Below are 21,649 nucleotides of genomic sequence, written 5' to 3' on the forward strand. Positions count from 1 at the left end.
CCCGGGGACATGGGCATCCGGCCCAGCTCACCTGCTCGCGGCCCGGAGCTTCGCCACCCACTCCCGGAGATATTCGCGCGTCTCCTGGGTCTGGATTCCACCGGGCAAGAACATGATGGAATCAAAGCGTCCATCCACCAGCATGCCCACCAGCTTTCGGTCCTCGGCGATGAGTTCCGGTACTCCGCGGGGAAAGGAGGGACGAGCATCTGGGTCGTCCCGGAACCCGGGCGTTTCGTGGATGAGCGTCAGGTAGCGGGCGTAGGCGTCAAGGAAGCGATCCACATTCGAGGCGATAGGCAGCGCGTAGATGTCCTCGTAGGGGTCCACCTCGACAACAGGTTGGAAGCCCCGCGCGTCCGCCAGGCCAGGAACCGTGGCGTAGCGGTAGGCCAATGCCTCCTGTCCCCCAAAGACAAGAAAGGACCGGAACGGCTCGGGCCAATAGGGTTGAACCTCCTCATTTGCCTTGAGGATGCCATTCAACTGCGCGTCACAGGCGTTGATGTAGAGATCGAGGTGAAGACGAAGTCCACCCAGGCGGGAGTAGAAAGCGGCCAGCATCGGGTCGAAGGGTCGACCCAGGAGCAATGCGCCCGCGGCAGGCGCACCGTCCCAGGGATTTCGCGATGTGGCGCGAACGGGATACTTCTCGCAAGCCGCGAGCAATCGATCGAGCCCAAGCAATTGAATGTCATTTCTCATGCTTGTCTTTTCTCTTACTTTCCCATGAGCAAGCGAGCATCATCCAAGGCGGTCGTCATGGCCTTTTGGAGCAGATATTCCGACTGGCGCGGCTCGTAGACCTGATTGTACCAACGAGCAAAGTGCTGATCGACGATGGCCGCCATCTGCGTCACCTGCTCGGGACTGGCCGCGCCACCACTCTCTTGGCGAAAGACGTTCCACACCTTGTTGACCGCCTCATGAACAGGCTTACCCAAGGCCTTGAGGTTGGCTGCGGCATTGATATCCAATTCCGGAAACAGATGGGCATGCTCCAAGGGAATGAGATGATGGATGTCGTAGGGTATTCCATCGGCGTCTCTCAGCACTTCACCCAATTCGGGAAAGAGTTCATAGAAACTCTTACGCGCCCTGACCCGAAGCGCGTTCTTGGCATCACGGCCCAGTTTGACGGTGAGCGACTGCTCCATGCGCCGAAGAAGCCGGGTGAGTTCGTCGCGCTCGGCAACGGAGAGGGATTCGAATCCTTCCGTTTCCACCTTCACAAAGAGCCTCCGCAACAGTTCCTGGTCTTCGCGACCCGCCCGGACGAGTTGCGTGCGCAGCCAGTGTGCCCCCGCGCGCCCTCCCCGAGTCACTCCCCTCATCACCGTGGGCGCCACCGCCTCGAAGGCGACATGCAGCCCCTTGCCCACCAGTCCTCCGATGACACACAAGGTCACCTGTTCCAAGGTGAAGGCACCCGCCAGCATCACAGAGTCCACCATCTCCTCGCGATAGCGGTGGAAGATGTCCGCGTGCATCAGGCGGTACTCACGCAACACATCCTCCACGGCCTCATCCGGGGGCGCTGGCCTCAACGTCTCCGCTTCATCCACCCTCCAGTGAGGAGATGCACTCCCGCCTTCGTGCATCCCAGACAGCACCAGCCGCACGGTGCGTGGCCCCAGTCCGCGAGTGAAGGGCAATACGGCCAGGGCGAGAACCTCGGCCGCCTGGGCGTCCGCGGAGCGGACCGGGCCACCTGACCTGGCTTGGTAGAGCCTTGGCTCCCAGCCGATGAGCCGGTCATCATCCAGCGCGGCATCCACCGTCATGCGCGCCGAGGAATCCGCTGGCACCTGGAGCAGTCGCACCATCCGATTCGCCATGGCCCGCACGGCCAGGAGCGTCCCGTCCGGGTCTCCGGTACGCCGCGAGGGCCAGCGCCTCGCCTCCAGGGGTTCCTTCATGGAGGCCGACCCGGAGTCCACCCACCAGCGGCTGGGCTCTCGGTGCAGGCTTAAGGTCAGGGCCCCCGCGCGCCCCTCGGAAAGCGCAGTGAGCAACCCTCGCAGCCCCTGGGGAAAAACCTCCGCCCGCGCCGCCTGGCTTGCCTCTCTTCCGGTGGCCCTCCGGCGATAAGACAGCAGCGTGAAAGCCCCGCGCTCCACCCAGAAGGTGAACTCCAGTACCGCGCCCACACGCTCCTCACCCTGGGCAACGGTCCACATCCGCGCCAGAGCCCATTCCACCTCGGCTCGTCGAGTTCCGGCTTCCGCCCTCCATTCATCCTCGGCGGAAGAGGTACTCCACTGGGTGGAAACGAAGGCGGCCTCGCCAGGAAAAGACACGTTGCCCGGCGAGGAGAAACGGCCGTCACCCACCCGCGGCGCGGTCGCGCATCCCTGCACCAGCAGCACCGCGAGGCTCATCGCCACCGTCCGCCGCCAACCGCAACGCATCATCGAGCCCTCCTTCCTCACCAATCCCCGTGAGGCCCGTTTCCCCGCTCTCCCTGAAAGAAGAGCGCGGCCGGGCCTCCGGAGAGAGGGAGCGGAAGGAGACTACGCCGCTTTGGAAGGCTCGGGGGGCAGGTAGTCCTCGATGGGCGGGCACGAGCACACGAGCTTGCGATCCCCCAGGACGTTGTTGAGGCGTCCCACGGACGGCCAGAACTTGGAGTCCTTCACCCAGGGCGCCGGGAAGGCCGCCTTCTCCCGCGAGTAGGGACGGTTCCACTCGGGCGCGGTGATGACCCGCGCCGTGTGCGGCGCGTTCTTGAGCACGTTGTTGTCCTTGGGCGCCTGGCCCTCCTCGATCTCGCGGATCTCCCCTCGGATGGCGATGAGCGCGTCGCACAGCCGATCGAGTTCCGCCTGGGACTCGCTCTCCGTGGGCTCGATCATCAGCGTCCCCGCCACCGGGAAGGACACCGTGGGCGCGTGGAAGCCGTAGTCCATGAGCCGCTTGGCCACGTCCTCCACCTCGACGCCCGACGTCTTCTTCAAGGGGCGCAGGTCCACGATGCACTCGTGCGCCACGCGGCCACGCTTGCCCCGGTAGAGCACCGGGTAGTGCGGCTGCAGCCGCTCGGCGATGTAGTTGGCGTTGAGGATGGCCGTGCGCGTGGCCCGGGTGAGTCCCTCCCCGCCCATCATCGCGATGTACATCCACGAGATGACGAGGATGCTCGCGCTGCCCCAGGGCGCCGCGGAGATGGCGCCAATGCTCTCGTTGCCGCCCGTGGCGATGACGGGATGGCCCGGCAGGAAGCGCGTCAGGTGGCTCGCCACGCAGATGGGGCCCATGCCGGGGCCGCCACCGCCGTGCGGGATGCAGAACGTCTTGTGCAGGTTGATGTGGCAGACGTCCGCGCCAATCTCCGCGGGCTTCGTCAGCCCCACCTGGGCGTTGAGGTTCGCCCCGTCCATGTACACCTGGCCACCGCGCTCGTGGACGATGGCGCAGATCTCCTTGATGTCCTCCTCGAACACGCCGTGCGTGGACGGGTAGGTCACCATGAGGGCGGCGAGGTTCACCTGGTGCTCCTCGGCCTTGGCGCGCAGGTCGGGCACGTCGATGTTGCCGTTCTCATCGCACTTGACGACGACGACCTTGTAGCCCGCCATCACCGCCGAGGCCGGGTTGGTGCCGTGCGCCGAGGAGGGAATGAGGCACACGTCGCGGTGGCCCTGCCCCATGTAGTGCTGGTAGGCGCGCACCACGAGCAGACCCGCGAGTTCACCCTGGCTGCCCGCGTTGGGCTGGAGGGACACGCCCGCGAAGCCCGTCACCGCCGCCAGCATCCGCTCCAGTTGCTCGAACAGGATCTGGTAGCCCGCGGCCTGGGACCGGGGAGCGAACGGGTGCAGCTTGCCGAACTGGGGCCACGTCACCGGCACCATCTCCGCCGTGGCGTTGAGCTTCATGGTGCACGAGCCGAGCGGAATCATCGAGTGCGTGAGCGACAGGTCGCGCGACTCGAGCCGGCGGATGTAGCGCAGCATCTCCGTCTCGGAGTGGTGGCTGTTGAAGACGGGGTGCGTGAGGTACGCGCTCGTGCGCTGGAAGCTCGCGGGCAGGGGGCTATGAAGCTCCTTGCCCAACTCCTCCAGGTCCGGCGTGACGCCGGCCGCCTTCACGCCCGCGAACACGGAGAGGATGGCCTCCACGTCCGAGGGGCGCGTGGCCTCGTCCAGGCTCAAGCCGATGCTCCGCTCGTCGATGCGGCGGAAGTTCATGCCCTTGGCCTCGGCGGCCGAGAGGATGACGCGCACGTTGGGCGGCGTGGTCTCCACGCGCAGCGTGTCGAACACGTGCTCGTGGGTGGGGCCATAGCCGAGCTTCGCGAGCCCGCGCGAGAGCAACACCGTGAGCCCATGCACGCGCTCGGCGATGGACTTGAGCCCCTTGGGGCCGTGGTACACGGCGTACATGCCCGCCATGATGGCCAGCAGCACCTGCGCGGTGCAGATGTTGCTCGTGGCCTTCTCGCGGCGGATGTGCTGCTCGCGCGTCTGCAGCGCCATGCGCAGGGCACGCTGTCCCTGGGCGTCCTCGGACACGCCGATGATGCGGCCCGGCATCACGCGGGTGTGGGCGTTCTTCGTGGCGAAGAAGGCGGCGTGCGGGCCGCCGTAGCCCATGGGCACGCCGAAGCGCTGGGCACTGCCCACCGCCACGTCCGCGCCGAACTCGCCCGGAGGGGTGAGCAGCGTGAGCGCCAGCAGATCCGTGGCGACGATGAAGAGCCCACCGGCCGCGTGCAGCTTCTCGCCAAAGGCGCGGTAGTCATGCACGAGACCATCGGTGGCCGGGTACTGCACGATCCCGCCGAAGAACTTCTTCGCGCCCAGGTCCACCGTGCGGTGATCCCCCACCACCACGTCCACGCCCAGCGGCCTGGCGCGGGTGCGCACCACGTCCAGCGTCTGCGGGTGGCACGTGTCGGACACGAAGAAGGCGCCCGTGCCGTCCTCGCCCTTGTACAGGGCGAGCGCGAGCGCCATGGCCTCGGCCGCGGCGGTGCCCTCGTCGAGCAGGGAAGCATTGGCCACCTCCATGCCCGTGAGGTCCATCACCAGGGTCTGGAAGTTGAGCAGCGCCTCCAGCCGCCCCTGGGCGATCTCCGCCTGGTAGGGCGTGTACTGGGTGTACCAGCCCGGGTTCTGCAGGATGTTGCGCAGGATGACGAGCGGCGTCTGGGTGTCGTGGTAGCCCATGCCGATGAACGAGCGGAAGAGCTGGTTCTTCGACGCGATGGACTCCAGCGCGGAGAGCGCGTCGTACTCGCTCCAGGCGCCCGTCATCTTCAAGGGCTCCTTCGAGCGGATGGAGGGAGGGACCGTCTGGTCGATGAGCTCGTCGAGCGAGCCCACGCCCAGGGTCTTGAGCATCCCCTGCACTTCCTTCGAGTCCGGACCGATGTGCCGGTCAGCGAACGACTCCTGGTATTTCCAGTTCAAGGACATAGGTATCGAGCACTCGCGGTGCGGATGAAACGCCGAGGCGGTGAAGAACAACGAAACCCTTCGGTTTCAACCCGGAATCCAGCGAGCCCTACTCCTCTTCCTTCAAGTACTTGGTGTAGGCGGCGGCATCCAACAGGCCGGCCACCTGCTTGCTGTCCGAGGGCTCGACCTGGATGAGCCAGCCATCTCCATACGGGTCCTCGTTGACGAGTTCGGGGGACTCCGTCAGCTCCTCGTTGACCTTCACCACCTTGCCCGAGACGGGCATGAAGAGCTCCGAGACGGCCTTGACGGACTCGACGGTGCCGAAGGGGCTCTCGGCGTCGAGGACAGCTCCCACCTTGGGCAGTTCCACGTAGACCACATCGCCCAGTTGCCGCTGGGCATGCTCGGTGATGCCCACGACCAGGACCTTGCCCTCCTGGCGGGCCCACTCGTGCTCCTTCGTGTACTTGAGGTTCTCGGGGATGTTGTCAGCCATGTTCTCAGCTCCTCATTTCTTCCAGAAAGGGGTCTTCACCACCACGGCGGGGACCGCACGGCCACGGATCTCCACGTCGAACGTCGCCCCCTCGGCGGCCAGTTCCACGGGCACGTAGCCAAAACCAATGGGCTTCTTCACCGAGGGGCCCTGGGTGCCGCTCGTCACCTCGCCCACGCGCTGGCCATCCTTGAGCAGGGGGTAGCCGTGCCGGGCGATCCCCGAGCCCGTCACCTGAAAGCCCACGAGCTTGCGCTTCACGCCCTCGGCCTTCTGCTTCACCAGGGCGTCGCGGCCGATGAAGCCGCCCGCCTTGTCCAGCTTGCAGATCCACCCGAGCCCCGCCTCCAGGGCGGTGTGCGTCTCGTCGATGTCGTTGCCGTAGAGGGCGTACTTCATCTCCGTGCGCAGGCTGTCGCGGGCGCCCAGGCCGCAGGGCTTCACGCCATCCCGCTCACCCTCTCGCAGGAGGGCATTCCACAGCTTCTCCGCGTCGCCCGGGGCGCAGTACAGCTCGAAGCCATCCTCGCCCGTGTAGCCCGTGCGCGAGATGATGCAGGGGACGCCGGCGACGGAGCCCTCGGTGAAGCGGTAGGTGCCCACCGGGGTCAGGTCCACCGGGGTAAGCCGCTGGACGAGCGCCACGGCCTTGGGACCCTGGACGGCGATCTGCGCGTAGTCATCGCTGCGGTCCACGGGCTTGACGCCCTCGGCGCGCGAGAGCATCCAGGCGAGGTCCTTGTCCTTGTTGGACGCGTTGACGACGATGAGGATGCGCTCGGGCGAGAACCGGTAGGCGACCACGTCGTCCACGAAGCCTCCCTCGTCGTTGAGCAGCCCGGCATAGAGGGCCTGCCCATCCGCGCACCGGGCGAGGTCATTGGTGATGAGCTTGTTGGCCGCCTCGAGAGCACCCGGGCCGGAGAACTCGATCTCCCCCATGTGCGACACGTCGAACAAGCCCACGGCGTTGCGCACGGCCTCGTGTTCGCCGATGACGGAAGTGTATTGCACCGGCATATCCCAGCCGGCGAAGTCCACCATCCGGGCTCCCAGCCCGCGGTGGGCGGCATTGAGCGGCGTACGCCGGGCCATGTTCTTATCTCCTGGAGGGGGGGTCGAAACGGCGCGGACTATAGCCGCGCACCTCTCGCAATCAAGGCTCTCGGGAAGTCTCCGGAGACGTTCTAGACTGTTGGCGACATGAAGATCCGGAATCGTTTGAATCCGTCCGACCCCTGTTTCTCTTTCGAATTCTTCCCCCCCAAGACCGACGCGGGCACCGCCAACCTGTTCCAGACCCTCGAGGAGCTGGCACCGCTGGAGCCCGGTTTCGTGTCCGTCACCTACGGCGCGGGCGGGAGCACGCGCGACAGGACCGTGGATCTCGTCACGCGCATCAAGCGCGACACGGGCATCGAGACGATGGCGCACCTCACGTGCCTGGGCCACACGCGCGACGAGCTGCGCGACCTGCTGCGCCGGTTGCAGGAGGCGAGGATCGACAACGTGCTGGCGCTCCGCGGTGACGTGCCCCAGGGCGCGCCGCTGGTGGCTCCCGAGGACGGCGGCCTGCGTCATGCCTCCGAGCTGGTGCGCTTCATCCGGGATGAGGATTTCAATTTCGGCCTGGGCGGAGCGGGCTACCCGGAGGGCCACGTGGAGATGGGCTCGCGAGACGAGGACCTGCGCCACTTGAAGGCCAAGGTGGACGCGGGCCTGGACTTCGTCATCACCCAGCTCTTCTTCGACAACGCCTTCTACTTCGACTTCGTGGAGCGGGCACGCCGCGCCGGCATCAACGTGCCCATCGTCCCCGGAATCATGCCCATCACCAATTACGAGCAGATTCAACGCTTCACCCGCATGTGCGGCGCGACGGTGCCCATGCGCTTGACGCTCCAGCTCGAGCGCCTCAAGGATCAACCCGAGGCCCTGGTCCAGCTCGGCGTGGCCCATGCCACGGTGCAGTGCATGGAGCTGCTCGCGCGGGGCGTGCCGGGTATCCACTTCTACACACTCAACAAGTCACCGGCCACGCGGATGATCGTGAGCGCCTTGAGGGCGCGGACATGAGTGGTCCTGGGCTCAATGTTCCCCTGAACGATCCGCGCATGCCCACGCTGCGCCGCGTGCGCCCCGCGGCGTTCCTGCTGCTGTGCCTGGGCATCGTGGATCTGATCTTCGTGGCCGGCATGCTGGTGGCCGTGGGTCTGGATCTTCAGATCTTCCCCCTTCCCCCGGGAGTCGACCCGGCCAACCGCCCCCGCCTGGCGGACCTGAACTCGTACTCCTTCGCGGCCGTGGGCGCGGTCCTCGCCCGGGGGCTGACCATCTGGGGCGCGGTGAACGCCCTCTATCTGAGGAGGAAGGGGTTCGTGATCATGGGCTGCCTGACGGCGATGGTCCCCTTCACCCCCGGGTGCTGCATGGGCATCCCCGTGGGGGCCTGGCTGCTGATCGTGCTCAATGATCCGGCGGTGCGTAAGCACTTCACCTGACACACCCTGACGGGGCCCATGCCGGTGGGCCCACAGCGCTCTTTCTCTCGGGGACCCGGGCGGCCTATTGTCCGCCCCGCATTCATCCGACGAGGAGAGTGGTCCATGGAACATCACTACGCGGACATCAACGGCATCCGCATGCATTACGTGACGCATGGCGCGGGGGAGCCCATCCTCTTCATCCACGGCTTTCCCGAGTACTGGGGCGCCTGGAAGAAGCTCATGCAGGACCTGGGCAAGGACTACTTCGTCATCGCCCCGGATATGCGCGGCTACAACCTGACCTCCAAGCCCAAGGAGGTCGAGGCCTACCACATCAAGCACCTCGTGGAGGATCTGCGCGCCCTGCTGGAGCACCTGAAGATTCCCAAGACGAACATCGTCTCCCAGGACTGGGGCGCGCTGGTGGGCTGGAGCTTCGTGCTGCGCCACCCCGAGCTGGTGACCCGCTTCACCACCATCAACATCACCCACCCCCTCCTGTTCGACCGGGAGCTGCGCGAGAACCCCCGCCAGCAGCTGGCCGCCCAGTACATGCACGTCTTCCGCTCGTCGCAGGCCGAGGCGCAGATCACCGGCGATGACTACGCCTGGCCCAAGCAGGCCGTCCTCAACGACTCCCGGGCCCATGGCGCCATCCTGACCGAAGAGGACATGGCCGAGTGGATCAGCGCCTGGAAGCAGCCAGGCTGCATCACCGGCGGACTCAACTACTACCGGGCCGCGAAGATCGGACCGCCGGACAGCCAGGGCAATCCGGGCGGCAGCAACCTGATGGAGGGAGTGAAGCCCGAGAACTACGTGGTGAACAAGCCCGTGCTCTTCATCCACGGGGAGCAGGACACCTACCTGCTGAAGGACGGACAGCAGGGGCTCGAGAAGTACGCGCCTCAGATCACCTTCCACCGGCTGCCGGACGCCACGCACTGGGTGGTGCTCGAGAAGCCCAAGGAAGTCAGCCAGTTCATCCGCGACTTCATGCGCAACACCTGAGCTGTCCCGGGGCCTGACTGGTCCCGGATGAGGAGCACGCCGTTGTGTTGAGGAGGGAGGACCGTCGCGATCTGGCCTGGCTCGGCCTGTGGGTGGCCGTGTATGGCCTGGCGTTCGCGCCGGTCCTCCACGCCGTCTATGGGCATGGGCGCGTCCAGCCCGCGGCCTCCCGCTCCGCCGCCGCCCCCTGGGTCTCTCACTCGCCATCGCCGCCCCCCGTGGGTCATCCCCACGACGAGAGCGCCCCCCACTCACACGACGAGGACACGCCCACCGGCCATTCGCACGGCGCCGGCAGTGTCGAGCACCTCCAGGCCTGGGCGGTTCCCTCACACGCCCCGCCCGTTCCCCAGGTCTTCTGGGTCTCCCTGCCCACGCCCTCCTTCGGGAGGGAGCGTCCCCGGCAGGGCAGGCCCCTCCGTCCCACCGCGATGCCCCAGGCCCCGTAGGGCGACACCGGCGTTCCCCCACCGGTTCGTTTCCCTTCGTTTCCCTTTCTTCGCATCGAGGTAGTTCCTTCCATGTTGTCTCCTCACGCGGCCTCCCTGGCCGTGATCGCCACCCTCGCGTCCGCGTCTCCCGCGCTCGCGCAATCCCCCGACGACAGCCCTTCTTCCGACGCCCCCGCCGCCCCCGTCCTCTCGCCTTCCGAGCCCGTCACGGTCTCGACACCCGAGCAGCCCTCGCGCATGGAGACGACGGTGTCGGCGAAGCGGCCCTTCACGGCGGCCTCCTCCGCCACCGTGCGCGACCAGGACTTCCTCTTGCGTCCGCACCCTCGCCCGGCGGACATCCTCCAGGTCGTTCCCGGCTTCTACGTCGTCCAGCACGCGGGCGGCGGCAAGGCCAACCAGTACTTCCTGCGCGGCTTCGACGCGGACCACGGCACGGACGTGTCCCTCATGGTGGACGGCATCCCCGTCAACATGGTGAGCCATGCGCACGGGCAGGGCTACGCGGACCTCAACTGGGTCATCCCCGAGCTCATCGAGCGCGTGGAGGTGCGCAAGGGCCCCTACTTCGCCCAGGACGGAGATTTCGCCACCGCGGGCGCGGTGAATCTCGTCACCCGCCGCGACTTCGAAACGAGCCAGGTGACGCTCGGCGGCGGCTCGTTCAACACCTGGCGTGGACTGTTCATCGCCTCCCCGGACGTGGAGGGGTGGGATCCCGTGGTGGCCGCGCAGGTGTACGGCACCCACGGCCCCTTCCTCAATCCCGAGCGCCTGCAGCGCTACAGCCTCTTCACCAAGGTCACGCGGGAGCTCACCCCGAACTCCACCCTGTCCGTGGCGCTCACCTCGTACGCGAGCGGATGGACGGCGAGCGGGCAGATTCCCCTGCGGGAAGTGCTCGCGGGCCGGTTGGATCGCTTCGGCACGATCGATCCCAACGAGGGTGGCAACTCGCAGCGCCACAGCGCCTACGCCACCTGGCGCACGCTCACCGCCGATGGCGGCGAGGTGAATGTCCTGGCCTACGCGCTCCAGTACCGGCTCAACCTCTACTCGAACTTCACCTTCTACAGCCGGGATCCGGTGAACGGGGACATGATCGAGCAGGATGACCGGCGCTCGGTGCTCGGCTTCAACGCCAGCTACCGCTTCCGGCGCCAGGCGGGCGGCATCACCTTCGACACCACGTTCGGCTCGCAGTTGCGCAGCGACAGCATCGACAACGGCCTGCGCTACGACAAGGCGCGCAAGCGGCTGGAGAACGTCGTGGACGCGGGCGTGAAGGAGGCCAGCATCGGCGTGTACGCCCAGGAGGACATCACCTTCACGCCCTGGCTGCGCGCCGTGCTGGGCCTGCGCGCGGACTCCTTCGGCTTCTACGTGGATGATCGCCTGGAGGAGCTGGGCTCGCCGGACACCCAGAGCTCGGGCACGCGGCAGGCCACGCGGGTGTCCCCCAAGGCGAGCCTCGTGTTCTCGCCCCTGTCCACCACCGAGCTGTACGCCAACTTCGGCGATGGCTTCCACTCCAACGACGCGCGCGGCGTGGTGCTCCAGCCGGATCCGGTGACGCCGCTGACGCGGGGCCGCGGCTACGAGGTGGGCGCGCGCACCCGGCTGTTCGATCGGCTGGATCTGGCGGGCGCGGTGTTCCGGCTCGACCTGGACAGCGAGCTCGTCTGGGTAGGTGACGAGGGCTCCACCGAGGCGCGTGGCCCGACCCGCCGTCAGGGAGTGGAGGCCGAGGCGCGGCTGCGCATCCTCCCGTGGCTCTTCGCCGACGCGGACGCCACCTTCACGCGCGCCACCTACGTGGGCAACGCGGGCAACGGAGACGCGGTGGCGCTGGCCCCCACGCTCATCCTGTCCGGCGGTGTGTCCGCGCGGCACCCGAGCGGCGTCTACGGACGGCTGGGCGTGCTGCACCTGGGGGATCGCCCCGCCACCGAGGATCGGGAGCTCACCGCCGAGGGCTTCACCCGCGTGGACGCGACCCTGGGCTACCGGGGCTCCTTCTACGAGGTGAACGTGGGCATCCAGAACCTGCTCAACACCCAGTGGCGCGAGGCCCAGTTCGCCAACGTCTCGCGGCTGCCCGGAGAGACGGGCCCGGCGAGCTGCCCCGCCGGCACCCGGCCCGCGGGCGACCCCGGCGCCTTCGAGGGGTGTGAGGACATCCACTTCACCCCGGGCGCGCCGTTCAACGCCCAGGCCACCGTGAGCCTCTTCTTCTAGGCCACCGCTCCGGAGCGCGAGAAGCGGAAGGACTCGCCTCTCGCGCCTCCGGGCTACCAGGAGAGGCTACGACTTCTGGAGCGAGAGCAGTTCCTTCACCAGCGGCGCCAGCAACGCCTGGCCTCGCAGGGCCCGCCTCCAGCGCTCGGGGATGCCCTCGATTCCATATTGGAGCCCCGCGATACCGCCCGCCACCGCCGCCGTGGTGTCCGTGTCGCGCCCGAGCGCGATTGCCGCCTTCACCACGTCCTCGTAGGAGTCGCCCGCCGCCACGCAGTCGCGCGCCGAGAGCAGGCAGTCCACCACGTACCCACTCCCCTGCCCCGCCTCCGCGGATTCCGGCCGCACCTGCCGCTCCAGCTCCTCGCGCTGCTCCATCCCCTCGGGGTACAGCACCCGGAAGGTGGCGATCGCGTCCGTCCAGGCCGTGGGCGAGCCCTCCAGGGTCCGGCGCGCCCAGAGGCAATAGAGGGCACAACACACCTGGGCCCGCATGTGTCCATGCGTCACCCGGGACTGGAGCATGGCATCGCGCGCCAGCGCCTGATCCTCGCCCCGGTGCCAGAGCACCAGGGGCAACACCCGCATCAGCGAGCCGTTGCCATTGTCCTGCTCGCCGCTCGGGCCGGCCTTCAGGGCGGGCACTCCGGCGCGCACGTTCGACAGGGCCTTCGTGGTCTGGATGCCCACGTCGAACACCTTGGAGTCCACCGCCAGGTAGCCCCGCTCGTACCAGCTCAGGAGCCGCCGTCCGAGGTCCTCCACGTCCAGGAACTTCCGGGATTGCAGCGAGGACAGCAGGCACAGCGCGTGGGCCCCGTCATCCGACCACGTCCCGGGCGGCACCTGGGAATGCGCCCGGGAGTAGCCAGGAGGCGGCTCGAACTCGATCATCCCGCGCTCGGGAATCCGCTCGGGCGGACGGAACTCGTAGGGCACCCCCAGCGCGTCCCCGATGAGCAGGCCATAGAGCCCCCCTTCCAGCCGGTCGCGCCAGGTCGTCATGGCTCAGTCCCGTCCCTTCGCCGCATCGAGGGTGTTGCGCATCAGCATGGCGATCGTCATGGGCCCCACGCCACCGGGCACCGGGGTGATGAACGAGGCGCGCTCCTGGGCGGCCGCGAACTCCACGTCCCCCTTGAGCTTGCCATCCGGCATCCGGTTCATCCCCACGTCGATGACCACCGCGCCGGGTTTGATCCACGCGCCCTTGATGATCTCCGCCACGCCCACCGCCGCCACGACGATGTCCGCCTGGGCCACCTCGGCCGCGAGATCCGGCGTCTTGCTGTGGCACAGGGTCACCGTCGCGTTGGCCTCCAGGAGCAGCAACGCCATGGGCTTGCCCACGATGTTGCTGCGCCCCACCACCACGGCCTTCTTGCCCTCCGGATTACAGCCCACCTCGCGCAGCAGCCGCATGACGCCATAGGGCGTACACGGCCGCGGCCCCGGCTTGCCGAGCGACAGGTTGCCCGCGTTGAGCGGGTGGAAGCCGTCCGCGTCCTTCTCTGGCCGCACCGCCGAGATGATGCGCTCGGCGTTGATGTGCTTGGGCAGGGGCAGCTGCACCAGGATGCCGTGCACCGCCGGATCCTCGTTCAGCTTCTCCACCACCGACAGCAGCTCTTCCTCGGTGATGCTCGCGTCCGGATGTTCCTCCCAGGAATTGAATCCCACCTCCTCGGCCGCCTTCTTCTTGCCGTTGACGTAGATCTTCGAGGCGGGATCTTCTCCCACCCGGACCACCGTCAGCCCCGGCACCAGGCCGCGCTCGGCCTTGAGGCGTTCCACTTCCGCCTTCACCTCGGCCCGTACCCGCGCCGCCACCGCTTTTCCGTCGATCAACTGGCCCATAGCGCGCCGGACTCTATGCGAAACTGTCCACCCCCCAAGGAGTGAAGCGTTTGGTGGCACCAGGAAAAGTTCTCGGGGCGATGCTCGGACTGGCCGTCGGCCTGCTGATTGGCGGTCCCCTGCCCATCGTCCTGCTCATCGTCGCGGGCGTGCTCGTGGGCCACCAGGTCGACGAGCTGAACGTGCTGCCGGGCCCGGCCGTGGAGGTGCCCCGGCCCTCCCGCGTGTCCCAGGATACCGCCGCCCAGCGGCACTTCGCCCGCCACCTGTGCGCCCTCTTCATCGAGGTGGCCCGGGCGGATGGGGAGCTCGTGCGCGATGAGGTGCGCGTGGTGCGCGAGTACTTCGCCGAGCGGCTGCGCTACGGCCCCGAGGCGTTGGATCTCGTGCGCCGCTTCCTCAAGGAGCACCTGGCCCGTCCGCCCTCGCTCGAGGACTCCGCCGCCGCGTGCCGCGACGAGCTCAACGTGCCCTCCCGGCTGCTCCTGCTCGACGCGCTCTACGGCCTGGCGCTCGTGGACGGGCAGTTGCACCGCGCCGAACAGGAGACGCTGCGCCGGGTGGCCCAGGGGCTGGGGCTGACCGAGGAGCAGCTGCGCTCCGTCACCGCGCGCCACTTCGGCGATGGCGAGGTGCACTACACCCGGCTGGGCCTCACCCCGGACGCGAGCGACGCGGACGTCAAGAGCGCCTTCCGGCGGCTCGCCGCCATGCACCACCCCGATCGCGTCGCCCAACTCGGCCCCGGAGCCGTCGAGGAGGCGTCCCGCCGCTTCCAGGAGATCCGCGAGGCCTACGACAAGATCCGCGGCCTGCGCGGCGGCTGAGCGGCAACCGACTCACTCCCGGGCGTCCGACACCTCGTTCCAGAGGTAGGCCAGCTCGAGCGCGAGCGCCTCGAAGGGCTCCACGTGAACGGGGCCCGCGCCCGAGTGCGTTTCCCGGAGGGAATAGTGTGTCCCCTCCAACCGGAACACCTCCAGGAGGCGCGCCACCGGGTCCAGGAGCCAGACATGCCTCACGCCTTCTCGGGCATACACGGGCAGCTTCACCGTCCGGTCCAGCGTCCGCGTGGAGGGCGAGAGCACCTCGCACACCCAGTCCGGCGCGAGCGTGAAGCCCACGACGTGAGGGACGCGGGCCATTCGCTCGCGGCGCCACCCCGCGAGATCCGGCACGAGCACGTCGTCCTCATAGTGGAGTTCGGGCTCGTCGAGGATGACCCAACCCCCAGGGCCGTTGCGTCCCCGGTCGAAAGGCCCCATCAACTCACCGCCCAGACGCGACGCCGCGACCGCGTGCGGCGACGCGGGCCGTGGGCTCGCGTAGAGCACTCCCGCGATCAACTCGCCCACGACGTTGGAGGGCAGCGCCTCCAGGTCCGCGTAAGTGGCCGGTGTGCGTTTCATTCCATCCCCATGTTCCCCGACGCCCGCTTCCATTTCCATGCGAAGGGGTATACCCCTCGGGTCTGACCTTTCAGGGGGGCCCACCCCGCCTTCCCTCCAAGGTTGGCTCCGGAAGCGCCGGGAAGCAAGTCCTCTTGAACCCGGGCTCCGCCTGACGCATTAGACTTCTCATCATGAGTGACCGCGGCACCCCGAAGAAGAAGAACGAGGGGTTCAACAACCCCTTCAAGGCTGCTCTCACGGACCTCAAGAAGAAGCAGGCCGAGCCGCCCAAGAAACCCCAGGCGCCTCCCCCGCCCCCCAGGCCGGCGAAGTCCAAGCGCGCCCCCGAGGAAGACGAGGCCTCCCTCTTCCTGTCCGCCATGGACGGGGTGCAGCAGGTCACCAACCGGGGCGAGGCACCCGTGCCCAACCCCCGCCTGCCGGAGATCATCGACGAGAACGCCGAGGCGCTCGCGGAGCTGGCCGAGATGGTGGCGGGCCAGGGTGACCTCGACATTTCGAGCACCGATGAGTCCCTCGAGGGCGCGGCGCCAGGGGTCGATGCGCGGCTGCTGCGCTCGCTGCGCCGGGGGGATTTCTCCATCCAGGCCCGGCTGGATCTCCACGGCCAGACCCAGGCCGAGGCCCGCGAGGCCGTGAACCGGTTCCTCTCCGACAGCCGCCGCGCCAGCAAGCGCTGCGTGCTCATCGTCCACGGCCGAGGGCTCAACTCGCGGGATCAAATCCCCGTGCTCAAGGAGAGCCTCCGGGTGTGGCTCGGACAGAAGAGCATCGGCAAGACGGTGTTGGCGTTCGCTACCGCACGGCCCCAGGACGGCGGCACCGGGGCGGTCTACGTCCTGCTGCGCCGGTAGCTGGACGGCCGGGCGGCTCCGTGCATACATGCCGCCATGGCACGTGATCTGATCGACCTCCACATCCACATGGGCAGCTCCGTGGCGCCCCATGTCCTCTGGTCCCTCGCGCACCAGCAGGGCTTCAAGCTTCCGGTGAAGGACTACTTCGAGTTCGTCGAGCTCATCACCTCCCGTCCGGGCAAGGTGGGCAGCCTCGAGGACTACCTGAAGATCCTCCACACCTGGACGGAGAAGCTGCAGAGCTCGCCCCTGGCCGTCGAGCGCTGCGTGTACGAGATCATCGGCAAGGAGTACCGCGGCAGCCGCGTCACCCAGATGGAGCTGCGCTTCAACCCCATGAAGCGCAACCTCAACTCCGAGCTGGACCTAGATCACATCATCCACGCGGCGCTGCGCGGCATGGACCGGGCCATGCTCGAGTACAACGTGAAGGCGGGCCTCATCTTCTGCCTCGCGCGCGAGTTCGATCACCGGCTCAACAGCATCCTGGTGGACAAGGCCATCAAGTACCGCAACCGCGGCGTGTATGGCATCGACCTGGCGGGCACGGAGACCAACGCGCTGGAGCTGGAGCCCGCGGTGGTGACGCAATACGAGGAGCTGTTCGCCCGCGCGCGCCAGGCTGGCCTCAAGTGCACCGTGCACACCGGCGAGACGCGCGGCACCGGCGCCGAGGGCGTCATGGCCGTGGTGGAGAAGCTCAAGCCCCACCGCATCGGCCACGGCATCCGCGCCGCCTACGACGAGTCCGCCATGAAGCTGTTGCGCGAGCGCGGCGTGGTGCTGGAGCTGTGCCCCACCTCCAACCTGCACACGCGCGCGGTGGAGGGCCTGGACGAGCTCAAGCACATCATGGCCACCTTCTGGGATCGGGGCGTGAAGTTCACCCTCAACACCGACGGCACCTACCTGCTGGAGACGGACATGCTGCGCGAGGTGGCCCTGGTGGAGAAGAACGGCCTGCTCACCCCGGCCCAGGTGGACCAGACGCTCGCCTGGGCGCGCCAGGCCTCCTTCATCCCCGCGTGAGCTCCATGTACCGCCTCACCCGTGCCCTGCTCTTCCTCCTGTCCGCCGAGCGCGCCCACCGGCTGGGGATGCTCGCCCTGCGCTGGCTCGGACACCTCGGAGGACTGTGCCGGAGCCTGCGCGCCCGCACGCTCGCCGCGGCCACCTACGACGCCTCCGTGACGGTGGCGGGGCTGTCGTTCGCCCACCCGGTGGCGCTCGCCGCGGGGCTCGACAAGGAGGCCGAGGCCGTGGACGGCCTGCTCGCGCTGGGTTTCTCGGCGGTGGAGGTGGGAACGCTCACCCCCCGGCCCCAGCCGGGCAACCCGCGTCCCCGCCTCTTCCGCATCCCCGAGCACCAGGCCCTCATCAATCGCATGGGCTTCAACAACCACGGGGCCACGCCCGCCGCCGCCCACCTCCGGGCCCGCACCTGGCACGCCGCGCCCGTGGGGGTGAACATCGGCAAGAACAAGGACACGCCCCTGGAGCGCGCGGTGGACGACTACGTGTCGTGCGTGGACACGCTCGCGCCCCTGGGTGACTACGTGGTGGTCAACGCGAGTTCCCCCAACACGCCCGGCCTGCGTCAGCTCCAGGAGCCCGAGCACCTCACCGCGCTGCTCCAGGCGGTGCAGGCGCGGCTCTCCCAGGTGGCGCCGGGCACCCCCCTGTTCCTCAAGATCGCCCCGGACCTCACGCCCGAGGCGGTGGACCAGGTGGTGGATGTGGCACGCGCCTGCGGGCTCGCCGGCCTCATCGCCACCAACACCACCATCGCCCGCCCCTTCGAGCACCCGGTGGCCAAGGAAGCCGGCGGCCTGTCCGGAGCGCCCGTGCGCGAGGCGGCCAACGCCGTCATCCGCCGGGCCTATGCCCGCGGGGGTGGCACGCTCCCCATCATCGGCGTGGGCGGCGTCTTCACCGCCGCGGACGTGTACGAGAAGCTGCGCGCTGGCGCCTCGGTGGTGCAGGTGTACACGGGCTTCATCTACGAGGGGCCTGGCATGGTGCGCCGCCTGCTCGAGGGCCTGGGTCCCCTGCTCGCGCGGGATGGATTCGGCTCGGTGCGCGAGGCCATCGGCGCGGACCATCGTTGAGAAAACAGGGCGCTCGCCGAAGCCTTGGAGTCCCTCCGGCGAGCGCCCGCGCGGCCTACTTCGAAACCTCCTCGGACTGAATGTCGAGCGCGCCGCTCACGGTGCTCACGTCCACCTGGTTCTCACCATTTCCGTAGCGCTGTTCAGCGGAGCCCAAGGTCACTCCCCGCCCGTTGAACTTGCCTCCGACCGAGGCGTACTCCACCTGGGCACCCGCGCCACGCGGCAGCTTGAGCTTCACGTTCCCAGCCACGGTGCTCACCTCGGTGCGCGCGAGCGCGTCGGGCAGCAGGTCCACCTGCCCATTCACCGTGCTCACCTCCAGCTTGCCGCGAGAGCCGCGCACCGAGATGTCTCCATCCACGGCGGCCAGTTCCTGCTTGCCCGTCACGCCGGAGACCTTGATCGGAGCCGCCACGGCGCTCACGTCCAGCTCCGCTGCCCGGGGCACCTTCACCACGAGGTGGACGGCCGGCGGGTTGCTGCACGAGTTGAAGGACGACTTCTTGGAGTCGGAGCACGGGCCACAGCACACCTGGATGTCCACCTCGCCGTCCCCCTCCTTCTCGATCCGCAGCGAGCTCTTCACGTCCGCCCCGTCCTCGCCTCGGGCCTCCACCGACACCGTCTTGCCCTCCACGCCTTCCACCTGGATGGAGCCCTTGACGTTGGAGATGTTCACCTCGGGAGTGCCAGTCGTCTCCCCGCTCCACGTGTATGAAGCGGGAGCGGCGGCCAGAACCAGGAGCAGGGTGGAAATCATGGGGGGAGTCCTCGTGAAGGAAGGCGGTGTCCGTCTTCCCTACGAGCCTCCGCGGCGACGATTTCATCCGCCTCGCGTCACGCGGCGGTACAGCTCGTCATGCCGACGCACCAGGCGCGTGAGCGACAGCTCCCGCTCCACGAAGGCGCGTGCCTGGGCGCCCATGCGCCGGCCAAGTTCCCGGTCTCCCAGCAAGGTGAGGAATGCCTGGCTCAAGGCCTCGGGACGCAGCGGGGGCACCACCAGACCGCGCTCGCCATCCGCCACCAGCTCCGGGTTGCCGCCCACGTCCGTCACCACCATGGGCAGCCCCGCCGCCATGCCCTCCATCACCGCGTTGGACATGCCCTCCGCGCTGGAGCACAGCACGCCGAAGTCCGCCTGGGCGTAGATGGCGGGCACGTCCGCCCGGTGTTTGAGGAAGTGCACCCGATCCGCGACCCCCAACGTGCCCGCGAGCGCCTCCAGCTCCGGCCGCCTCGGCCCATCACCCACGAGGAAGGCGTGCAACGCGGGACCCGCGCGGCGCACCGTCGCCAGCGCGCGCAGCAGATCCTCCTGCCGCTTCACCGGGTGGTTCATGTTCGCCACGTGCACCACCACGGGCGCGCCTCCCGTGTCCGGCAACGGCGCCTTCAACCCCTCGTGCATGCGCTGCTTGAAGCGCGCCAGATCCAGGCCGTTGGGAATGACGGAGATCTTCTCCGCGGGAATGCCCTCCTCCTGAATCAACATCCGGCGGATGGCCTCGGCGTTGCCCACCACGTGGTCCGCCATGTGGGTGAGGCCCTGGAGCAGCTTGCGCCGCGCCTTGCCATGCCAGTGCGCCAGATCCAACCGCCCGACGATGACCTTGGCCCCGGCCAGCTTCGCCGCGGGCACCGCCAGCACCGTCGCGTAGAAGTCGTGCACGTGGACGAGCTCCACCCGCTCCTGCTTGAGCCAGCGCGCCATGCGCAGCACCTGCGTGAGCGTGTTGGGACTGGCGAGCGAGCCCTTGAGCGAGAACTCCTCCGGGGTGATGCCCATCTTGCGGATGGGCTCCATGAGCGGCCCCACCGCGTCCAAGACGCACACCTGCACGCGGTAGCTCGACGGCAGGCCGCGCAGCAACTCCACCACCTGCACCTCGGTGCCGCCGAAGTAGAAGGACTTGGTGAACTGCACCATGCGGAGGGGCGCCTCCGCCATCCGAGCGTCCTCACGTCGCATGGTTGCCGCCCTCCCAGCCGCCGCTCGTCAGCAAGGCCTGCCGCTTCTCCGCCTGCTCGCGCTCCGTCACCCGGGCCTCGAAGCCCTGGGCGATGCGCTGGGCGCTCGCCGCGAGTCCGAAGAGGACGTACAGGTGCGCGGAGAGGATGTAGCCGGAGAACAGGTCGCAGATGAGGTAGCCCGTCATGGAGGCCGCGAGGCCCCGGGCGATCCACCCCATGCGCGAGTCTCTCGAGGCCTCGAAGGCACCTCCCGTGGCGCTGCCGGCGAACACCAGGAAGAAGAGCAGCCCCACCCAGCCCAGCTCCCCGATGACGTCCAGGAAGATGTTGTGCGCCACGTAGGCGCGCGTGGCCTCGGGCGGCGCGTACAGCGGCCAGGCGAAGCGGAACGAGCCCGCGCCCACGCCGAGCAGCGGCTTGTCCAGGCTGATGCGCGACGTCACCTGCCAGGCGTAGACGCGGCCCATGGCCGAGGCGTCCTGGTGGAACGTCGTCACCGTCTCGTTGCGCTCCCAGAACGTCTTGGGCGCGAAGATGACGAAGCCCAGCGCCAGCGCGATGCCCAGGAAGACCGAGCGCATCCGCTTCTTCTCGCGAAGGGCCCACACCGCCATGGCCACCGACAGACCGATGAAGCCGCCACGCGAGTAGGTGAAGACGATGGCCACCGCCGCCATGACGATGGACACCAGGCACACCGAGCGCCACAGCCAGCCCGTCTCCTTGCGCGCGACGAAAGCGACCGCCAGCGGCACGATGATGGCCAGGTTCATGGCCGAGCGGTTCGGGTCCGCGTAGACCTCCACCCAGTGCGCGCGGTAGCCCTCGACGAGCGTCTCGGCCGTGCCGGTGAAGTGCTCGTGGATGACGCCGTAGGACGTCACGATGGAGCCGAGCACCACCGCGCCACACACCGCCGCCAGCCGCTTGGGCGTGGTGATGACGTTGACCAGCGTCAGGTAGATGGCCGTGAGCTTGAAGAGCTCGATGGCCGTGAAGCGGGACACCTCGGGGTTCACCGACCAGGCCACCGACGCCATCGCCAGCGCCGAGAAGCACAGGAGCGCGCCCCCGCGAATCCCATCGAAGTACAGCGGTTCGGCGCGTCCCACCCGCCGCAACGCCATGAACCCCGCGGCCAATCCCGAGGTCAACAGCGCCAGCCGCAGGGGAGCCAGCGCGGGGAACCACACCTGGGGCAGCACGTACATCAGCGCCGCGAAGGTGGTCAGCGCGTAGAACGCCACCACGTCCCGGCGTTCCGCTTTATCGCCCAACTCCATCCGGACCCTCCTCCCACCGCCCGTGACCGCATGCGCGGACCGGGCCACCCCCAGGGCGTTAGCAGGG

The 21,649-nt window shown here is 68.2% G+C and carries 20 protein-coding genes; 9 read left to right on the top strand and 11 right to left on the bottom strand.

Going from position 1 to position 21,649, the window contains the following annotated elements:
- Positions 1-27 precede the first annotated feature (27 nt).
- The 5 genes from MEBOL_RS00650 to gcvT form a co-directional block, all read right to left on the bottom strand.
- Complete coding sequence (locus MEBOL_RS00650) at positions 28-564, bottom strand: hypothetical protein (RefSeq protein ID WP_157774688.1); 537 nt, start codon at positions 562-564, stop codon at positions 28-30.
- Between the two features lie 155 nt (positions 565-719).
- The gene (locus MEBOL_RS00655) at positions 720-2,414 is read right to left on the bottom strand and encodes a hypothetical protein (RefSeq protein WP_095975604.1); all 1,695 of its coding nucleotides are present in this window, start codon (positions 2,412-2,414) and stop codon (positions 720-722) included.
- A gap of 99 nt (positions 2,415-2,513) precedes the next feature.
- Positions 2,514-5,420 (bottom strand): aminomethyl-transferring glycine dehydrogenase, encoded by a 2,907-nt coding sequence (gene gcvP / locus MEBOL_RS00660; RefSeq protein WP_095975605.1) that lies wholly within the window; start codon positions 5,418-5,420, stop codon positions 2,514-2,516.
- A gap of 88 nt (positions 5,421-5,508) precedes the next feature.
- Positions 5,509-5,901 carry a glycine cleavage system protein GcvH gene (gcvH, locus tag MEBOL_RS00665; RefSeq protein WP_095975606.1) on the bottom strand — a complete coding sequence of 131 codons (393 nt, stop codon included), beginning with the start codon at positions 5,899-5,901 and terminating at the stop codon, positions 5,509-5,511.
- Between the two features lie 12 nt (positions 5,902-5,913).
- The gene (gene gcvT, locus MEBOL_RS00670) at positions 5,914-6,996 is read right to left on the bottom strand and encodes a glycine cleavage system aminomethyltransferase GcvT (RefSeq protein WP_095975607.1); all 1,083 of its coding nucleotides are present in this window, start codon (positions 6,994-6,996) and stop codon (positions 5,914-5,916) included.
- Between the two features lie 108 nt (positions 6,997-7,104).
- On the opposite strand from gcvT, the gene metF reads away from it, so the two are divergent.
- The 5 genes from metF (at position 7,105) to MEBOL_RS00695 (ending at position 12,088) form a co-directional block, all read left to right on the top strand.
- Positions 7,105-7,977, top strand: a complete 873-nt coding sequence (gene metF, locus MEBOL_RS00675) for a methylenetetrahydrofolate reductase [NAD(P)H] (protein ID WP_095975608.1) — start codon at positions 7,105-7,107, stop codon at positions 7,975-7,977.
- Positions 7,974-8,402, top strand: a complete 429-nt coding sequence (locus tag MEBOL_RS00680; protein WP_095975609.1) for a hypothetical protein — start codon at positions 7,974-7,976, stop codon at positions 8,400-8,402. Before metF ends, MEBOL_RS00680 begins: the two co-directional genes overlap by 4 nt.
- Positions 8,403-8,507: 105 nt before the next feature.
- Positions 8,508-9,398, top strand: a complete 891-nt coding sequence (locus MEBOL_RS00685) for an alpha/beta fold hydrolase (RefSeq protein WP_095975610.1) — start codon at positions 8,508-8,510, stop codon at positions 9,396-9,398.
- Between the two features lie 44 nt (positions 9,399-9,442).
- Positions 9,443-9,847, top strand: coding sequence for a hypothetical protein (locus MEBOL_RS00690; protein ID WP_095975611.1), 405 nt, complete (start codon positions 9,443-9,445; stop codon positions 9,845-9,847).
- Between the two features lie 72 nt (positions 9,848-9,919).
- Positions 9,920-12,088 carry a TonB-dependent receptor gene (locus MEBOL_RS00695; protein ID WP_095975612.1) on the top strand — a complete coding sequence of 723 codons (2,169 nt, stop codon included), beginning with the start codon at positions 9,920-9,922 and terminating at the stop codon, positions 12,086-12,088.
- A 66-nt stretch (positions 12,089-12,154) separates the two neighbouring features.
- On the opposite strand, the gene MEBOL_RS00700 is transcribed toward MEBOL_RS00695, so the two are convergent.
- Both MEBOL_RS00700 and folD read right to left on the bottom strand, forming a co-directional pair.
- Positions 12,155-13,093 (bottom strand): ADP-ribosylglycohydrolase family protein, encoded by a 939-nt coding sequence (locus MEBOL_RS00700; RefSeq protein ID WP_095975613.1) that lies wholly within the window; start codon positions 13,091-13,093, stop codon positions 12,155-12,157.
- Positions 13,094-13,096: 3 nt separating this feature from the next.
- A complete protein-coding gene (gene folD, locus MEBOL_RS00705) occupies positions 13,097-13,945 on the bottom strand; it encodes a bifunctional methylenetetrahydrofolate dehydrogenase/methenyltetrahydrofolate cyclohydrolase FolD (protein WP_095975614.1) in 849 nt (282 codons plus the stop codon).
- An 80-nt stretch (positions 13,946-14,025) separates the two neighbouring features.
- Here folD and MEBOL_RS00710 point away from each other — a divergent pair, with 80 nt between their 5' ends.
- The gene (locus MEBOL_RS00710; protein ID WP_342747721.1) at positions 14,026-14,772 is read left to right on the top strand and encodes a TerB family tellurite resistance protein; all 747 of its coding nucleotides are present in this window, start codon (positions 14,026-14,028) and stop codon (positions 14,770-14,772) included.
- Positions 14,773-14,784: 12 nt separating this feature from the next.
- On the opposite strand, the gene MEBOL_RS00715 is transcribed toward MEBOL_RS00710, so the two are convergent.
- Entirely contained in the window at positions 14,785-15,354 is a 570-nt protein-coding gene (locus MEBOL_RS00715) for a Uma2 family endonuclease (protein ID WP_095975615.1), read from the bottom strand.
- Between the two features lie 173 nt (positions 15,355-15,527).
- Between MEBOL_RS00715 and MEBOL_RS00720 the strand changes: the two genes are divergently transcribed.
- Genes MEBOL_RS00720 through MEBOL_RS00730 form a run of 3 tightly spaced genes read left to right on the top strand, consistent with a single transcriptional unit; the run spans position 15,528 to position 18,322 of the window.
- Positions 15,528-16,211 (top strand): Smr/MutS family protein, encoded by a 684-nt coding sequence (locus MEBOL_RS00720; RefSeq protein WP_095975616.1) that lies wholly within the window; start codon positions 15,528-15,530, stop codon positions 16,209-16,211.
- Between the two features lie 36 nt (positions 16,212-16,247).
- A complete protein-coding gene (locus MEBOL_RS00725) occupies positions 16,248-17,243 on the top strand; it encodes an amidohydrolase family protein (RefSeq protein WP_095975617.1) in 996 nt (331 codons plus the stop codon).
- Positions 17,244-17,248: 5 nt separating this feature from the next.
- On the top strand, positions 17,249-18,322 hold the full coding sequence (locus MEBOL_RS00730) for a quinone-dependent dihydroorotate dehydrogenase (RefSeq protein ID WP_157823999.1): 1,074 nt from the start codon (positions 17,249-17,251) through the stop codon (positions 18,320-18,322).
- A 55-nt stretch (positions 18,323-18,377) separates the two neighbouring features.
- Here the strand turns inward: MEBOL_RS00730 and MEBOL_RS41730 are convergent, their stop codons facing one another.
- The 3 genes from MEBOL_RS41730 to MEBOL_RS00745 all read right to left on the bottom strand — a co-directional run bounded on the left by MEBOL_RS41730 (position 18,378) and on the right by MEBOL_RS00745 (position 21,582).
- Positions 18,378-19,085: a DUF4097 family beta strand repeat-containing protein gene (locus MEBOL_RS41730; protein ID WP_170115418.1), complete on the bottom strand. Its 708-nt coding sequence runs from the start codon at positions 19,083-19,085 to the stop codon at positions 18,378-18,380.
- A 63-nt stretch (positions 19,086-19,148) separates the two neighbouring features.
- Positions 19,149-20,297 (bottom strand): glycosyltransferase, encoded by a 1,149-nt coding sequence (locus MEBOL_RS00740; protein WP_095975618.1) that lies wholly within the window; start codon positions 20,295-20,297, stop codon positions 19,149-19,151.
- Positions 20,287-21,582: an O-antigen ligase family protein gene (locus MEBOL_RS00745; RefSeq protein ID WP_095975619.1), complete on the bottom strand. Its 1,296-nt coding sequence runs from the start codon at positions 21,580-21,582 to the stop codon at positions 20,287-20,289. Before MEBOL_RS00745 ends, MEBOL_RS00740 begins: the two co-directional genes overlap by 11 nt.
- Positions 21,583-21,649: the final 67 nt, after the last annotated feature.

The organism is Melittangium boletus DSM 14713 (assembly GCF_002305855.1).
Taxonomy (GTDB): Bacteria; Myxococcota; Myxococcia; order Myxococcales; family Myxococcaceae; genus Cystobacter; species Cystobacter boletus.

Excerpts from the sequence above, each read along its gene's own strand:
- MEBOL_RS00650 (WP_157774688.1), bottom strand. The coding sequence starts at position 564 with ATGCTGGCCGCTTTCTACTCCCGCCTGGGTGGACTTCGTCTTCACCTC.
- MEBOL_RS00655 (WP_095975604.1), bottom strand. The coding sequence starts at position 2,414 with ATGATGCGTTGCGGTTGGCGGCGGACGGTGGCGATGAGCCTCGCGGTG.
- gcvP (WP_095975605.1), bottom strand. The coding sequence starts at position 5,420 with ATGTCCTTGAACTGGAAATACCAGGAGTCGTTCGCTGACCGGCACATC.
- gcvH (WP_095975606.1), bottom strand. The coding sequence starts at position 5,901 with ATGGCTGACAACATCCCCGAGAACCTCAAGTACACGAAGGAGCACGAG.
- gcvT (WP_095975607.1), bottom strand. The coding sequence starts at position 6,996 with ATGGCCCGGCGTACGCCGCTCAATGCCGCCCACCGCGGGCTGGGAGCC.
- metF (WP_095975608.1), top strand. The coding sequence starts at position 7,105 with ATGAAGATCCGGAATCGTTTGAATCCGTCCGACCCCTGTTTCTCTTTC.
- MEBOL_RS00680 (WP_095975609.1), top strand. The coding sequence starts at position 7,974 with ATGAGTGGTCCTGGGCTCAATGTTCCCCTGAACGATCCGCGCATGCCC.
- MEBOL_RS00685 (WP_095975610.1), top strand. The coding sequence starts at position 8,508 with ATGGAACATCACTACGCGGACATCAACGGCATCCGCATGCATTACGTG.
- MEBOL_RS00695 (WP_095975612.1), top strand. The coding sequence starts at position 9,920 with ATGTTGTCTCCTCACGCGGCCTCCCTGGCCGTGATCGCCACCCTCGCG.
- MEBOL_RS00700 (WP_095975613.1), bottom strand. The coding sequence starts at position 13,093 with ATGACGACCTGGCGCGACCGGCTGGAAGGGGGGCTCTATGGCCTGCTC.
- folD (WP_095975614.1), bottom strand. The coding sequence starts at position 13,945 with ATGGGCCAGTTGATCGACGGAAAAGCGGTGGCGGCGCGGGTACGGGCC.
- MEBOL_RS00710 (WP_342747721.1), top strand. The coding sequence starts at position 14,026 with ATGCTCGGACTGGCCGTCGGCCTGCTGATTGGCGGTCCCCTGCCCATC.
- MEBOL_RS00715 (WP_095975615.1), bottom strand. The coding sequence starts at position 15,354 with ATGAAACGCACACCGGCCACTTACGCGGACCTGGAGGCGCTGCCCTCC.
- MEBOL_RS00720 (WP_095975616.1), top strand. The coding sequence starts at position 15,528 with ATGAGTGACCGCGGCACCCCGAAGAAGAAGAACGAGGGGTTCAACAAC.
- MEBOL_RS00725 (WP_095975617.1), top strand. The coding sequence starts at position 16,248 with ATGGCACGTGATCTGATCGACCTCCACATCCACATGGGCAGCTCCGTG.
- MEBOL_RS00730 (WP_157823999.1), top strand. The coding sequence starts at position 17,249 with ATGTACCGCCTCACCCGTGCCCTGCTCTTCCTCCTGTCCGCCGAGCGC.
- MEBOL_RS41730 (WP_170115418.1), bottom strand. The coding sequence starts at position 19,085 with ATGATTTCCACCCTGCTCCTGGTTCTGGCCGCCGCTCCCGCTTCATAC.
- MEBOL_RS00740 (WP_095975618.1), bottom strand. The coding sequence starts at position 20,297 with ATGCGACGTGAGGACGCTCGGATGGCGGAGGCGCCCCTCCGCATGGTG.
- MEBOL_RS00745 (WP_095975619.1), bottom strand. The coding sequence starts at position 21,582 with ATGGAGTTGGGCGATAAAGCGGAACGCCGGGACGTGGTGGCGTTCTAC.